The following is a 15,667-nucleotide window of genomic DNA, read 5'->3' on the forward strand; positions in this document are numbered from 1 at the left end:
TGTATTGCTTGTTAAACGAGATTTTGTTCATCCACTACTATTCATTTAACAAAAATATCAAAGCAATAACGAAAGATGAGTTGTCAGACGTCTGTCCATAAAAATGAATGTAAAAACCCCTAAAACATCATTTTCGATAAAAGGTACTACTTTTCCTTCCTCAATGATGAGACCGTTTACAATTCCGATTATAAGGACAGCAAGTAATCCTACTCCCATTGCAAAGAATAAATCCATGCCAACAATAAGTGTACGTCATAATGCTAAAATAGAACCTACTGATAAGTCAATACCTCTAAGTTAAATTTACGCTAAAAGTCATAATTTTAACTGCATTTGACAATTCAATATACACTAATTAAAACTTCACCATCCTACAATCATCTGCACTTCTCGTAATTTATCTCTTGATGGCATACCACCTTGGGCTCCTAATTTTGTTACAGAAATCCCAGCTGCAATGTTTGCAAAACAAATCGCTTGTTGTAATTCTTCTCCTTCTGCAATCGCAACGGCTAATGCACCGTTAAATGTATCTCCAGCTCCTGTCGTATCGACCACTTCAACAGAAATGCTTGGTACATGAACAACTTCTTTCCCATTATGGAATCGAACACCGTTTCTACCTTCAGTCATCAACAGTTTATTAGGATATTTCTCAAGTAATAATTCTATTGGTGATGTAAAGTCATCTAGAACAATTCGACATTCATGCTCATTTGGTGTAATATACGTTGCTTTTTGTAACACTTCCTTAGGCAATTTTTGCGCTGGAGCTGGATTTAAAATAACTGGAATTTGATGTTCTTCACAAATATGTAGTACATACTTTACTGTTTTAAGTGGAATTTCTAGCTGCAAAACAACCATATCTGCTTTCGTAAGAAGATCTTTTGCACGATTTACAAGTTGTTCATTTACAGAACGATTTGCACCTTGTACAACAATGATACTATTATCTTCTTCAGCCAATACGATATGGGCAACTCCTGTTGTTTCATGCGTAACCGCTTCCACATATTCATTAAAAATATGTTCATTCTCTAAATTTTTTCGAACAAGTTTTCCGTAATTATCATTTCCAATTGCTCCAACCATCGCAACATTTGCACCTAAACGTACTGCAGCCACAGCTTGGTTTGCACCTTTTCCACCTGGAACAGTATGAAATGCTTCCCCAATTACTGTTTCACCAGCTTTCGGGCGTTTTTTTGAGATAGCAACTAAATCTACGGAAATACTGCCAACGACTACAATATTTGGCAATCTCTTCCCCTCCTTACTGTACCGAATGCAATCCGATCATTCTCTGCTACGATAGGATTAAATGCTATAACCGGCACTTTTTAATTCATCTAATTATGTTTGCGGACTTGATGCAGCAATAAAGTGAAACTTTAATCAGTTGTTTTTTTCATCCCCCACTGATTATTAGCCCTCACCAATCGGGCCTCCCACCGAACATTCTAGCCACTGGAATTGGACAATGATTTTGCTGAATTTTGAGGCGGGAGTATTACAGCCCACGAATAGCGAGATAAAACCAGCAACATTATTTTGCATAAGTACATCACTGTACTTTTTCTTTTTCTAAATCCCTATCAGGATCACATAGCACAACTGTACATCCTTGTATATGAGCTACACCTTCTACCGTCTGGGCTACCTCTGGAAAGAATGGATGAACGATTAACTCGATTAAACGATGACTCTTATTCTATAGAGAACATGTCCTGTACTTTGCTCTGCAGCGTATCTTCATGCACATAGCCATAGATACACTTACTAGTTTAGCGAAGTCTTTTATCGTATACATTCTTTTCCCTTTCCATCATATGTAACCGTTTACGCAAATAATATAACGTATTCATGAAAATCCGTCAATTATTTGCAATTGACAAAATAACGCCCCACTCCTTTACTTTTCCAGCATCCAAAATCGCTCTCCCACTAATAAAAAATGCGATTCCATATAAAAAGCATCGCCATTACCGGCGATGCTCTTCTTTATGATGATTAAGATACACTTGCATCTTTCTCTTCTATTTCACTCTTTTGTTCTTCTGCTCCCTTTTTGCGATCAGAAAGCTTGATTTTCTTCAAGAATAATGTAAATACAGCACCAACTAGAATAAATACTAAACCAGTTATAAATACATGATGAAGAGAATCTAATAATGATGCCTTTAATACAGGCACAATGCTATTTGCAATTGGTTCTGGGATTTTCTTCAATGCTTCTGGACTAAATAACATTGAATATAGCCCTTGTGGATCTGTGTGAATCATATCTTTAAACTTCGTCACGATTTGTCCTGCTTGTGGTGGGAACGTATTCAGTACAGGCACTAACTTATCTGTTAATACTGTACCGGATGTGTTATTCATAATGGAACCTAAAATCGTAATCCCAAATGTACCACCAATTTGACGGAAGAATTGACTTGATGAAGTTACAACTCCAAGATCTTTTTTCGGGAAGCTTTCTTGTAATGCTAATGTTAAAGTTGGCATTACAAGACCCATTCCGAAGCCAATAATCATCATATACGACGTTGCAACAAGCTTACTTGTATGCATATCCATTGTCGTTAACATCCCAAATCCGCCAGCCATAATCAGCATTCCAGTAATAATTTGTGGTTTTACTCCAACTTTTAATACAAGCTGACCACCAATAATACTCGTGACAATCATCGTAATCATCATTGGTGTCATAATCGTTCCTGATTCAGCGGCACTTACACCGACAATACCTTGCATAAAGAATGGAACAAACATGATTGCTCCGAACATTCCAATACTCATAAAGAAACCAATTGCATTTAATAATGTAAATGTACGATTTTTAAAGAAATGGACAGGTAAAATCGGTTCTTTCGCTTTTTTCTCGACCATCACAAAGCTTATAAGACCAATCACCGCAAGCGCAAATAACCCAATGATTTGCCAAGAATCCCAAGCGTAGTCTTTTCCGCCAAATGTTAATGCTAATAATAAGCTCACCACGCCGACAATCATCGTGAAAATACCAGCGATGTCAATTTGGATTGGCCCTGTTTGTTTCTTCCCTTTTAAGCCCATTGCGATAAGGATTGTTGCTAAAATCCCAACTGGTAAGTTAATGTAGAACACCCATCTCCAGTTCATTGAATCAACAATCCAGCCACCAACTTGCGGACCAATGACAGAAGCAAGACCATAAAGTGCTCCAAAAACCCCTTGCCATTTCGCACGTTCTTTTCCTGTAAACATATCCCCAATGATAATCATAGCCATCGGCATCATAATACCGCCGCCAAGACCTTGAATACCACGGAAAATAATTAGTTCTGTCATACCATTTGCCATACCACAAAGCGCAGAACCAATCATGAAGACGATTAATCCTGTCATATATACAGTGCGGCGACCTAATAAATCGGCTAATTTACCGGCGATTGGTACAACCGTTGTTGATGATAACATATATGCTGTTGTTAACCATGTCATTAAACTTAATCCACCAAGTTCACCGACAATACGCGGCATTGCTGTACCAACGATTGTTCCGTCTAATGCAGCAAATAACATCGCGATAACTAAGCCAGTTAACAACAACGTTCTATTTTGATTTTCTTGTTGTTCCATGTAATCTCCTCAACTCTCTTTAGTTTGTCTCTTTCTTCTCTGATGATTGACAAATAATTGCTTCTAGTTTTTCAAATAATCGTAACAAGTCTTCTCTCTCTTGTACTTCTAATTCGGAAAAATACTTAGCAATATGTTGATTACGAGCAATCATTGCCTCTTCTAGAACAGCTTTCCCCTTTGACGTTAACTCAATTACAACAACGCGGCGGTCATTTTCATCATGATAACGCGAAACCAACTCATGATCGATTAAACGATCAATCATTACTGTAATTGCACTCGGTTTCACATACATTTTCTTCGCTAATGTTGTTGCTCTTGATGCACCATAACGATCTAAAATTTTTAAAATATAAAATTGTGGTGGTGTTAATCCAGATGACTGTAATTTCTCTAATAATTCCGTTTGTAATTTCTTCCCAATAGAAAATGCAAGAGCTTGAATTTTATCTATATGAGTCATATCATTTTGCATATTTTCCACCCCTTATTTCAACCACTAAATATTTAACATTTTTAAATATTAAACTTTGTAATTAATAATGTCAATGATTTTATTTCTTACAAACTTTCGTAATTTTTCCAGTGAAAAATTGCATAAAAACCCCTTTCTTTTTAGGGGAGCGAGATCATCTGGTCATGCATAGTAGCGGTCATGTTGTACTTTGATAACAGCGACTTATAAAGAAAAGTGGAAGTGGCTCGCACAGAATGTGAGGGGGATGGAGCTTCTGACGTAGAGGTGTTTTTTACCTCGTAGGAAGAAGCGAAGCCACCGAACATTCTAGCCACTGGAACTGGACAATAACGAAAAGCGGAGCCGACTGTTTAAGTCCATTAGCTAAGGTTCTTTCACACAGAAGGTGTTTTTTCCCTTCTCATGTGGAAAGTTCTTAGACATGAGGACCTAGGAGGCAGAGCTAGACAAAGATGTTGAGAAATTAGAATGGACTTATATAGATGAAATGCTAGGATGATTTTTTCCACAATAGAAAAACTACCATTACTATGTATACAAAACATAACAATGGTAGTTTTATCCTCTTTATGAAATCAATTCAATTGTCTCAATAATTTCGATGCTATCCTTCACAGATTGAACAATTGTACAATTTTTCATCGCAAGCTCTAATGCCTTTTCTAACTGTTCTTGCGTAATTCCTTCTGCCTTTATTTTATAGTGTAAATGGACACGCTCCACTGGTTTTGATAATGTCTCACTTCTTCTTATTTCCGTTTCCATTGTAAATTCATGATACATGATACGTTTTTTTTCTAAAATCGTTCGAAATACAATGGCACTACACCCTGCAATCGAAGCAATCAAAAGTTCTAATGGTGTATATCCATTCTCTTTTCCAATTTGCAATTTACCATATGGAAGATCCGTTATAATTTCATCACGCTTCACTATTAGTTGCATATGTATTCCCCATTTCCATTTGCACCTTTTGCTGTCTCTTTTTATTTATATAATAATATATGTAGCAAAAAATAATAAATGGAATGCCGCAATATAATGCCATGCGCTGTTCTGGGATGAAAGCTAGACTAACCACAACAATGCTGTTTAAAACAAGCGCTGCAATTGGAACAATTGGATATAATGGTGTCTTATATTTTAAATCTTCTAACTTGCCGCCGCTCTTTACATATTGTTGTCTAAATCGAATTTGTGAAAATGCGATAATAATCCAACTCGCCACCGCAGATAACCCTGCAATAGATAATAAATACATATACACAGTACTTTCCGCGAATACGCTTGTTAATAACGATAACGCTGCAATAATCATCGTCACAACTAATGCTGTAATCGGGACCCCTCTTTTATTTACCTTCTTAAAAGAAGTTGGTGCCATTGCCTCATTTGCTAGCGACCATAAAATACGTGTTGCTGCATATAATCCAGAGTTTGCTACAGATAATAGAGCAGTAATAATAACAAAGTTCATAATATCCGCTGCATATGGAATACCAATTTTATCAAAGACAACAACAAACGGACTTTCAATAACTCCTGCTTCTTTCCAAGAAATTAATCCTACTAAAATCGTTATTGTTAAAATAAAGAACAACATAATCCGCCATACCGTATTACGAATCGCACGTGGAATTGTTTTTTCCGGCTCCTTACTTTCCCCTGCCGCGATTCCGATTAACTCTGTTCCTTGAAAAGAGAAGTTTACCGTAATCATTGTTAGTAACACAGCTCCAATTCCATGTGGAAATAACCCACCATCATGTACGAAGTTAGAAAAAAGCGGTGCTGCTGCTTTTCCATCGTATGGTAAGAAGCCAAGCAATGCACTTCCACCAAGAAGAATAAATGCAATAATGGTAATTACTTTAATACTTGAAAACCAAAATTCTAATTCTGCATAACTTTTTGCTGATACTGCATTTGAAATGAATAAAAGACTTCCGAACACAAGGCACCATACCCAAACATTTACATCCGGAAACCATCTTTTCATCATTAAACCAATTGACGTTAACTCTAAACCAACCGTTACAGCCCAGCCTAGCCAATACAGCCAGCCAATCATAAATCCTGTTCCAGGTCCGATAAATTTCGTCGCATATTTTTGAAACGATCCCGAAACGGGCATGGCAACTGTTAGTTCACCAAGGCAAAGCATCGTTAAATACATAATAAAACCACCGACTAAATAAGAGAGAATCGCTCCTCCTGGTCCTGCTTGATTAATTGTATATCCTGATCCGAGAAAGAAACCTGTTCCGATTACTCCTCCAAGTGCAATCATAAATAAATGTCTACTTTTCATTGTACGATGTAATTGCTCATTCGCTGCCTGATTCATATTCTTCCTCCCCTTGCATACCCCTCTATATTTTAAAATTTCTGATAATACCAAATATACAATAAAGCGTTTACAATTTCTATATAAAATTAAAACTTTTCTAAAAAAATAACTCTTGCATAAAATAAAATGCAAGAGTCACCTGCTTTCTAATCGTCTTGAAAAAATCGACAAACTATAATTTACAATGAAATACATACATGCGACGAGAAGAAGTGTAGGAATCATATAGTTTACATTTTGCCCATTAATAATTTGAGCATTATGCATTAATTCTGGCAATGAAATAACGACTGCTAACGATGTATCTTTTAAAAGGGATATAAATTGACTGACAAGCGGCGGCACCATACGCCGCAGCGCTTGCGGTAAAATAATGTGCCGAAGCGTTTGTACATACGATAATCCAGACGCACGCGCTGCTTCAATTTGCCCTTTCTCAATTGAGAATAAACCGCTGCGAACAATTTCTGCTATCATCGCTGCTTCAAATATCGTCAACGCCACAATAGCCGCTGTTGTAATTTCTAATTTCAATCCAGCTTCTGGGAGCGCAAAATATGTAAAGAAAATAATTAATAGCAGCGGTAAATTACGAATGATTTCAACAATACAAGCAAGTATTGTTGATACAACCGGTATTTTCGCATATCTAAGCGTACCAATGACGGTACCAATGATAAAACTAAGAAAGATTGCGATAAGAGCGATTTCTAATGTAACAAGTAGTCCTTTTAATAAAAAAATCATATGATCTCCTGTATAAGCACCTCGAAAATCCATTTACACCGCTCCCTTCGCTAAGTGTTTCTCTAAGAAGCGAACACCCATGCTAAGCGGAACAGTTAAAAGTAAATAAAACATACCAACAAAGATATATACATCAAAGGTAACAAATGTTCTTGTAGAGATTAAATCACCTTGGTACATTAAATCCGCCCCAGCTATAATCCCTAATATAGAAGAGTTTTTCACTAAATTTAAAAATTGATTACCTAGCGGCGGAATTACAATTTTTATCGCTTGCGGCAAAATAATATAATACATCGCTTGTACATATGTTAAACCAGAAGAACGCGCTGCTTCCATCTGCCCTTTCGGAACTGATAAAATTCCTGCACGAATGGCCTCTGTAATAAAAGCCGCTGTATATATCGTAAGTGCAGTTGTTCCAGCAACAAAGCCGCTTAATGTAACGCCAATTACCGGAAAAGCAAAATAAAAAGCAAACGCAATGAGGACTAAAGGGATATTCCGAATAAACTCTACATATGTTGCCCCAATCCAATTTAGAAGCCGAATTGGCGCAATTCGCATCACTGCGATGATGATACCAAGAATAAAACTACCAATTAACGCAATCACACTAGACAGCAATGTATATTTGAATCCCTCTAAATACAAATCTAGATTATTTGAGAGAATTGAAAAATCGGGCACAGACACTCCCCCTCTTTCTTCATAAGAAGAGGATGAGAATTTCTCATCCTCTCCTATATTTTTACTCAGGCTTTTTCCCAATCCACTTTTCATATAATTTATTGTATTCCCCGTTTGCTTGCATCTCTTCTAATAACTCATTAATTACTTTTGTAAGCTCCGTTTCTCCCTTTCTCACCGCAATGCCATACGGTTCGTCAGTGAATTTCTTCCCAACTACTTCATAGTTTGCGTCTTGCTTTTCCATACCGTATAAAATAGCATTATCTGTTGTTAAAACATCGCCTTGTCCTGCCTTCAATGCTGTAAATGCTTCGCTATAATTTTCAAATTCAAGTACAGTCGCTTCCGGTGCTTTGGCACGAATATTGTTCGTAGAAGTAGAACCTTTTACAGCTAACACTTTTACTCCTTTTTTCACGTCAGCTATATCTTTAATCCCACTTCCTTTTTTCACAAGTAAAGATTGCCCAGCTTTAAAATACACATCTGAGAAATCAACTTCTTTTTTGCGTTCCTCAGTAATTGTCATTGTCGCAATAATTGCGTCAATATCACCGTTTTTCAGCATTGGGATGCGTGTTTTAGAAGTAACTTCTTTTAATTCTAATTTATTCTCATCGCCTAAAATTTTTTTCGCGAGTACTTTCGCAACATCAATGTCAAATCCTTCTACCTTTCCTGTTGCCGGATTCTTTAATCCAAATAGATTCGTATCATACTTCACACCGACAACTAATTTCCCGCGCTTCTTAATTTGATCAATAACAGTTTCTTTTTCATTTTTTACAGCTTCTTTTTCTTTCTTATTACCACAACCAGCTACAATCAGTACAAACAAACATGCAAAAACGATAAGTGTAAACCACTTTTTCATTTTAATCATCAAATTCCTCCTTTAACGATTCAGCACACGACTTAAAAATAATTGGGCTCGTTCTTGCTTTGGATTGACAAAGAAATCAGCAGGCGAAGCCTCTTCCACAATTTCACCCTTGTCCATAAATAAAATGCGATCCGCTACCTCGCGGGCAAATCCCATCTCATGTGTAACAACAACCATTGTCATGCCTTCTTTTGCTAAAGTTTTCATCACATCAAGTACTTCACCAATCATTTCAGGGTCAAGCGCTGAAGTTGGTTCATCAAACAGCATAATCTCCGGTTTCATCGCTAGTCCCCGTGCAATAGCAACGCGCTGTTGTTGTCCGCCTGATAGTTGGTGCGGATAAGCATTTGCTTTATCCGTAATCCCTACTTTTTCTAAATAAAACATCGCAGTTTTTTCTGCTTCTTCTTTCGGCTTTTTTAGTACTTTTATCGGGGCAAATGTAATATTTTGAAGCACTGTTTTATGAGGATATAAATAAAAATGTTGAAATACCATGCCGATGCTTCGTCTTAATTGATTTATATCTTTCTTTCCCTCATGTATGTTGACACCATTTACAACCAATTCACCATTCGTGATCGTCTCTAGTTGATTCATGCAGCGCAGCAACGTACTTTTTCCTGATCCCGATGGCCCAACGACCACGACAACTTCTCCTTTTTCAATTTGTAAATTAATATTTTTCAAAACTTGAAAGTCGCCGTAATACTTGTTAACATCGCGAAAAACAATCAATCTATCCCCCTCCTTTACCTACCAAAAGGCTTGTATAGTTTTTTATATTCAAAAACGTCTAAAAAAATAACTAGTAATCTTTTAGGCACAAAAAAAGAAGCAAAGAAATCGCTTCCTTTGCTTCTTTCACTTCGTTTACGAAACCTCTTCTTGTTTATCTTTTTATATTCATGCTTCAAAGAATATAAACCTACTCCTAAATATACACCTTATGAAATACAATATTATTTTGAGAAAATAAGCATGTTTTTGTATAAAAACACAAAAATACTTGAATGAAAAAAGAGAACAATCAGCTAATACAGTCCTATGTCTTCAAATTCATTTTTATTTTTCAACATAATAAGTCACGGCTTTGTAGAATAACGCATGACCGCTTCTATGCATGGTCAGATGCTCTCGTTCCCATCTAAGAAGAGGTTTTTATATTGTCATAAAAAGAAAGGCTGCCCTAAAACACTGTCATAGCGTTCTAAGGTAGCTCTCATTTTCCTTACCATTCCACAATTGCTTTTCTTGCAACTATTCTCTTATAAATTGCATTTACTAATGTTTGAAAATAATCCGGCATTTCTTTACCATTAAACTTTTTCATAATCGTTCCATATAAAGCAACATCTCGAAGGCGCATAAAAAGTGGTATCGTATCATATATGGAATCATTAAGAATATGTTCTGTCTCATATCCTTCCCTCAATACTTGCAAGTGGTGACGTACAACAATTGCCTTTTCTTCTTCTGAACACTCTTTTCGTAAGACAGAATAATATAAAACCATTGCAAGGTCATGTGCAAAATAATTGTACGTGGCATCATCAAAATCAAAAATGGTTAACTCCCCATTCTCATAGTGAAAATTCCCATGATGAATATCTCCGTGAATCAATCCAAATGTACGATTTGTCACAGGTAATTTTTTAATTTCTGCTACAACTTCATACGCAATTGCCTGTAGTTCCTTATCTTCCTGTAACATATCAATAACAGTAATTTCATCGTCCAGCCACGTAACGCGATTCTCCGTCTTTGGATAATCTATCGTAAGTCGATGTAACTGACCGATTGCTTTTCCCCATGCATAAAAAAGCGTATCATTCCAAACAGCAGAATCTTCTTCTTTCACTCTTTCTCCGTTTGCATAATCAAAAAGTGAAACGTAAAAAGATGTTCCATCAGTTGCTTGTAGACTTTCGACAAATAAAGCATTTTTTGATCGATGCGGCGCGGCTACCTTTGCACCATTTTTACCTAGGTATGCTAGAAAATCTAATTCGGCCTCAATTTGTTTATATGTACGATGAGATGAATGTGTCAAACGCAAAACATATGGTGTACAACCTTCTCCCTCGGCACGAAAAATATAATTTTCAAAGTCTCCTAATGGCTCTTCCGTAACCGTTACACTGAAACGTTTTGCCGCTTCTTGTAACATTTCTTTTGTAAACACTTTTTCAACTGCTAATTCCATATGAACACCCCTCTCTTCTCTACATAATTCGCCATAAATCTTAAAATTACTGCTAAAAATTGAAAACAGGAGTAGAACATCCTACTCCTTTTCCATTCCAATAATAAGGAATTTATCCCGCTATTTGCGGGCAGTAATACTCCCACCTCAAAATTCGGCGAAAGCATTGTCCAGTTTCAGTGGCTAGAATGTTCGGTGGGAGATAAACTGCTGGCATGCGCCTGATTGGTGAGGATTTATTAAAGTTTCACTTTATATCGATAACACCATTACCAATTCCCTTCCAATATAAGCGTATAAATCCCCATGCTCATAACAAACAGCGCAACCCCTAACGTAATAATCCATAACGGAATTTTCAGTTTTTTCACTTTAAAATAAGCTCCGTACCCTTTATATTTAACAGAGCGATATACACTAATTCCCCCTACGCAAATCATGAAAATACTTAAAATATGTACGACATACGGCAAGCTCCCACTCCTTTTAACAAACCATCACTCTAAGATTACCATATCTATCCTTTTTACCGCATCTTTTTTACAAAAATTCCAAAAATTATTTATCAAAAAATAATGCAACACTCCTATAAACGGAGAGCTTACTGTTCATCCATGCATAATAAAAGGTTGTACGCTCCGCATACAACCTTTTATTTATCATGCTTTTGTAAAATGATACACAACTGATTCATATGGACGCAACACTAATTGTCTTCCATCACTTCGAGAATCCTCATAATTTGATATCAATATTTCTTGTTTCATTCCATCCGTATTTATCTCTTCTGGTAAGATAAATGTTGTTGCCTCCCCATAAAAGTTATTTATAACGAGTAATATTTCATTATCTAATGTACGTGTATATGCCCATATGTTAGGATGTTTTTTCTCAACAATGTCATATCTCCCATTCGTAACGATATCGTATGTTTTTCTTAACTCAATGAGTTTTTTATAGTGATAGAATATAGAGTGTTTATCTTTCAATGCTCGTTCTGCATTAATCGTCTTATAATTGTCTGCAACAGAAATCCAAGGAGTTGCTTTTGTAAAGCCTGCATTCTCTTCCTCATTCCACTGTATTGGAGTGCGAGAATTATCGCGTGATTTCTGTTTTAAAATATCTAGAATTTCTTGCTCAGACAGCCCTTCTCTTCTCTTTATTTCATACATGTTTAATGATTCAACATCACGATAATCAGTAATTGAAGTAAAGTTTGGATTTGTCATACCAAATTCTTCACCTTGATAAATATAAGGTGTTCCTTGTAGCATATGAAGTGCCGTTGCAAGCATTTTCGCAGACTCGTTTCGATATTGTTTGTCATCTCCAAATCGCGAAACGATACGAGGTTGGTCATGGTTACACCAAAACAGTGCATTCCATCCACCGCCGCGTTGCATCTCTGTTTGCCAATTTGACATAATATCCTTTAATTGCTGAAAATCAAATGCTGCTTTCGTCCATTTTTCTCCATTTGGATAATCCACTTTTAAGTGATGGAAACTAAATGTCATGCTCAGTTCGTTATGATTGGGATTGGAGTATTGAATGCAATTATTAATTGTTGTTGATGACATTTCTCCAACTGTAATTACATCTTTTCCAGCAAATACTTTTCGATTCATCTCTTGTAAATATTCATGAATACGCGGACCATCTGTATAATATTTACGGCCATCATTCATTACCGCTTCTCCATCATCATCTAAGAAATGTTGATCCTTTGAAATTAAATTAATAACATCTAGGCGAAAACCTGTCACGCCTTTATCTAACCAAAAACACATCATTTTATAAACTTCTTCCCGAAGTACTTCATTTTCCCAGTTTAAATCCGCTTGCGTTTTATCAAATAAGTGCAAATAATATTGTCCAGTCTTCTCATCATATTCCCATGCAGATCCGCCAAATTTTGATTGCCAATTATTTTTCTCATTACGCCAAATGTAAAAATCACGATACGGACTATTTTTATCTTGTTTGGCTTGCTGAAACCATTCATGATCTGTTGAACTATGATTGACAACAATATCAAGCATAATGCCAATACCACGTTTTTTCGCTTCTACAAGAAGCTCATCAAACTCTTTCATTGTTCCATAAGAAGGATCAATACTATAATAATCGCTCACATCATAGCCATTATCATTTTGCGGGGAACGATAAATTGGTGTTAACCAAATATAGTCGACTCCAAGATTTTTCAAATAATCAAGCTTTTGTGTAACACCTTTTATATCCCCAGTTTCTGTATTGTAATAGCTATTAAAGCTTTTCGGATAAATTTGATAAACAACGCTTTTGCGCCAATCTTTCATACTGAGATGCCTCCTTTATTTCTTTTGCAATCGCTTCGCAAACAACAATGTTAAAATAACTGGAACAACAATTGCGATTACCATACCAACAACAAATACCGGAATCGATTTCGGAATTATTGAAATAAACGCTGGTAATCCTCCAATTCCGATTGCTGGCGCTAATACACCGTTTAGTGTAATGAAAATTGCAGCAAGTGCCGATCCAGTAATGGCTGCATAAAATGGAAACTTATGACGTAAGTTCACACCAAACATAGCCGGCTCTGTAATACCAAAATACGCTGAGATTGCTGATGTTGATGCCATGCTCTTATCATTTTGATTTTTTGCAACCCAACACATCGCAAGTGCTGCACTGCCTTGTGCAATATTAGAAAGTGCAATCATCGGCCAAATGAATGTACCGCCATTTTGTGAAATTAACTGTAAGTCGATTGCAATAAACATATGATGCATACCTGTGATAACTAACGGTGCATACAACGCTCCAAATAATGCTGCCCCAAGAACAGGTGCAGTCTCATAAATACCAACTAATCCACTTGTTAACAAATTACCGATATATCTTGTAACAGGACCAATAATCCCTAAAGCTAATATCCCTGTGATAGAAATAGTCGTAATAGGAACAATTAATAACTGAATTGCATTTGGAACACGTTTTTTTAAGAAAATCTCAACTTTACTTAATACAAATGCCGCTGCTAGAATTGGCAAAATTTGTCCTTGATAACCAACTTTTTCAATTCGAAAGATTCCTAGGATATCAAAATACTTAATATTTTGTCCATCCAGACCTGCCGCTGCTTTTCCATAATTCCATGCATTTAATAAGTCAGGATGAACTAACATTAATCCCATAACAATTCCTAGCACCGGACTACCGCCAAAACGTTTTGTTGCTGACCATCCCACAAGTGCAGGTAAAAATACAAATGATGTATTCGCCATCATATTGATTAAATCCCATAAACCACCTAAATTAGGGTATACTTCTAATAAATTTTTACCTTCAAAAAATAAGTCCTTTGCCCCTAATAAATTATTAATCCCCATGAGTAAACCAGCTGTAATAATAGCTGGTAAAATTGGCATAAATACATCAGAAAACACTTTTACAAATTTTTGCAGTGGATTTAATTTGTTTGTACCGGAATCTTTTACATCCGCTACTGTTGCTTCTTGCATACCTGCAAGCGCTATCAATTCTGCATATACACGATCTACATCTCCTGGACCAATGACAATTTGAAATACCCCTGCGTTATGAAACGCTCCTTTCACTAAAGAAATTGCTTGCAAATTTTCGTTATCTATTTTCTTTTCATCTTTTAAAGAAATTCGAAGCCTCGTTACACAATGAGCTGCTTGCTGAATGTTTTCTTTACCACCAATGTATTGGAGCACTTCTTCTGCCGTTTTACGATAATCTTTTGCCATTTCTCTTCCCTCGTTTCTCTTTTGATAACGTTTACAGTTACATATTAACTCGTATATATAAGTTAGTCAACACTCGTATATACGAGTTTGAAATTTTTTATAAAAAAAGTATGAAACACGAATCGTTTCATACTTTTAATTTCTACGCGCCACATCAGAAAAATGAAAAATATCCAGACGATGACGTGACTCTGTATATTCAAATTGGGTACCATCATATAAGTGCGTAAAATTTTTCACAACGACAACATAATCTGTTCCATTTAAATCTAAATATTTGCGATCATCTTCCGTACAAGGTTGTACCTCTATAACACGCTGTGCGTAACTAATCTGTAAACACAATTCTTTTTCGATATAATAATAAATAGATTTCTCAGCAATCTCCTTTGTGAGTTCAGGAATCGTATCTGATATGAAATGGTTAATATCTAAAATTACATTTTCTCCATCTATATTACGTATCCGTTTAATGCGGTCTATCTTCGTTTTAGCCTTTGTATTCAAGAGTTTTGCCACTTCCTTTGATGCTCGCAACTGTTCCATTTCAACAACAGTTGTAATACAAAATCGTCCAAGTCGTTCATTCTCCTCTTGAAAGCTAATGATACCTCCAAAGCTAAATTCAATATTTTTTCGTTTTAGTACAAAAACACCTTTTCCATGTATTTTTTGGACATAACCTCGTTCTTGCAATAAATCAACTGCTTTTCTCACTGTTCCTCGGCTTGCCTCATACTCTTTCATTAATTCTGTCTCGGAAGGAATTTTATCCCCTTCTTTTAACTTACGATTATCAATTAATTTACTTATATCTGTATAGATTTGTTCATACTTGCTCATCATTTTAAATAGCCCCTTATCACCTTCATTTTCTCTTTGTATTATAGCACGCTAGAAATTAATT

At 36.0% G+C, this 15,667-nt stretch carries 15 protein-coding genes; all 15 read right to left on the reverse strand.

Annotated features, from left to right (window positions below):
• Nucleotides 1-57: 57 nt before the first annotated feature.
• A complete protein-coding gene (locus tag PLX19_RS26280; protein WP_442869074.1) occupies nt 58-237 on the reverse strand; it encodes a hypothetical protein in 180 nt (59 codons plus the stop codon).
• 129 nt (nt 238-366) lie between these two features.
• A complete protein-coding gene (rbsK, locus tag PLX19_RS20410; protein WP_272190650.1) occupies nt 367-1,266 on the reverse strand; it encodes a ribokinase in 900 nt (299 codons plus the stop codon).
• 750 nt (nt 1,267-2,016) lie between these two features.
• Nucleotides 2,017-3,630 (reverse strand): MDR family MFS transporter, encoded by a 1,614-nt coding sequence (locus tag PLX19_RS20420; protein WP_272190651.1) that lies wholly within the window; start codon nt 3,628-3,630, stop codon nt 2,017-2,019.
• Nucleotides 3,631-3,649: 19 nt separating this feature from the next.
• Complete coding sequence (locus tag PLX19_RS20425) at nt 3,650-4,108, reverse strand: MarR family winged helix-turn-helix transcriptional regulator (RefSeq protein ID WP_272190652.1); 459 nt, start codon at nt 4,106-4,108, stop codon at nt 3,650-3,652.
• 570 nt (nt 4,109-4,678) lie between these two features.
• Nucleotides 4,679-5,056 carry an OsmC family protein gene (locus tag PLX19_RS20430; protein ID WP_272190653.1) on the reverse strand — a complete coding sequence of 126 codons (378 nt, stop codon included), beginning with the start codon at nt 5,054-5,056 and terminating at the stop codon, nt 4,679-4,681.
• Nucleotides 5,034-6,458, reverse strand: coding sequence for an amino acid permease (locus PLX19_RS20435; RefSeq protein ID WP_272190654.1), 1,425 nt, complete (start codon nt 6,456-6,458; stop codon nt 5,034-5,036). The genes PLX19_RS20430 and PLX19_RS20435 overlap by 23 nt, the downstream gene beginning before the upstream one ends.
• A gap of 138 nt (nt 6,459-6,596) precedes the next feature.
• On the reverse strand, nt 6,597-7,241 hold the full coding sequence (locus PLX19_RS20440) for an amino acid ABC transporter permease (protein WP_272190655.1): 645 nt from the start codon (nt 7,239-7,241) through the stop codon (nt 6,597-6,599).
• The gene (locus PLX19_RS20445) at nt 7,242-7,898 is read right to left on the reverse strand and encodes an amino acid ABC transporter permease (protein ID WP_272190656.1); all 657 of its coding nucleotides are present in this window, start codon (nt 7,896-7,898) and stop codon (nt 7,242-7,244) included.
• Between the two features lie 61 nt (nt 7,899-7,959).
• A complete protein-coding gene (locus PLX19_RS20450; RefSeq protein ID WP_272190657.1) occupies nt 7,960-8,784 on the reverse strand; it encodes a glutamate ABC transporter substrate-binding protein in 825 nt (274 codons plus the stop codon).
• Nucleotides 8,785-8,796: 12 nt separating this feature from the next.
• Entirely contained in the window at nt 8,797-9,525 is a 729-nt protein-coding gene (locus PLX19_RS20455; RefSeq protein ID WP_272190658.1) for an amino acid ABC transporter ATP-binding protein, read from the reverse strand.
• A 493-nt stretch (nt 9,526-10,018) separates the two neighbouring features.
• Nucleotides 10,019-10,993, reverse strand: coding sequence for a phosphotransferase enzyme family protein (locus tag PLX19_RS20460; RefSeq protein ID WP_272190659.1), 975 nt, complete (start codon nt 10,991-10,993; stop codon nt 10,019-10,021).
• Between the two features lie 269 nt (nt 10,994-11,262).
• On the reverse strand, nt 11,263-11,466 hold the full coding sequence (locus PLX19_RS20465) for a hypothetical protein (RefSeq protein WP_272190660.1): 204 nt from the start codon (nt 11,464-11,466) through the stop codon (nt 11,263-11,265).
• Nucleotides 11,467-11,652: 186 nt separating this feature from the next.
• Nucleotides 11,653-13,317 carry an alpha,alpha-phosphotrehalase gene (gene treC, locus PLX19_RS20470; RefSeq protein ID WP_272190661.1) on the reverse strand — a complete coding sequence of 555 codons (1,665 nt, stop codon included), beginning with the start codon at nt 13,315-13,317 and terminating at the stop codon, nt 11,653-11,655.
• 15 nt (nt 13,318-13,332) lie between these two features.
• Nucleotides 13,333-14,760 (reverse strand): PTS system trehalose-specific EIIBC component, encoded by a 1,428-nt coding sequence (gene treP, locus PLX19_RS20475; RefSeq protein WP_272190662.1) that lies wholly within the window; start codon nt 14,758-14,760, stop codon nt 13,333-13,335.
• 135 nt (nt 14,761-14,895) lie between these two features.
• The gene (gene treR / locus PLX19_RS20480) at nt 14,896-15,606 is read right to left on the reverse strand and encodes a trehalose operon repressor (protein WP_272190664.1); all 711 of its coding nucleotides are present in this window, start codon (nt 15,604-15,606) and stop codon (nt 14,896-14,898) included.
• Between the last annotated feature and the right edge of the window lie 61 nt (nt 15,607-15,667).

Origin of the sequence: Bacillus sp. BP-3 (assembly GCF_028401955.1) — a bacterium.
Lineage (GTDB): Bacteria > Bacillota > Bacilli > Bacillales > Bacillaceae_G > Bacillus_A.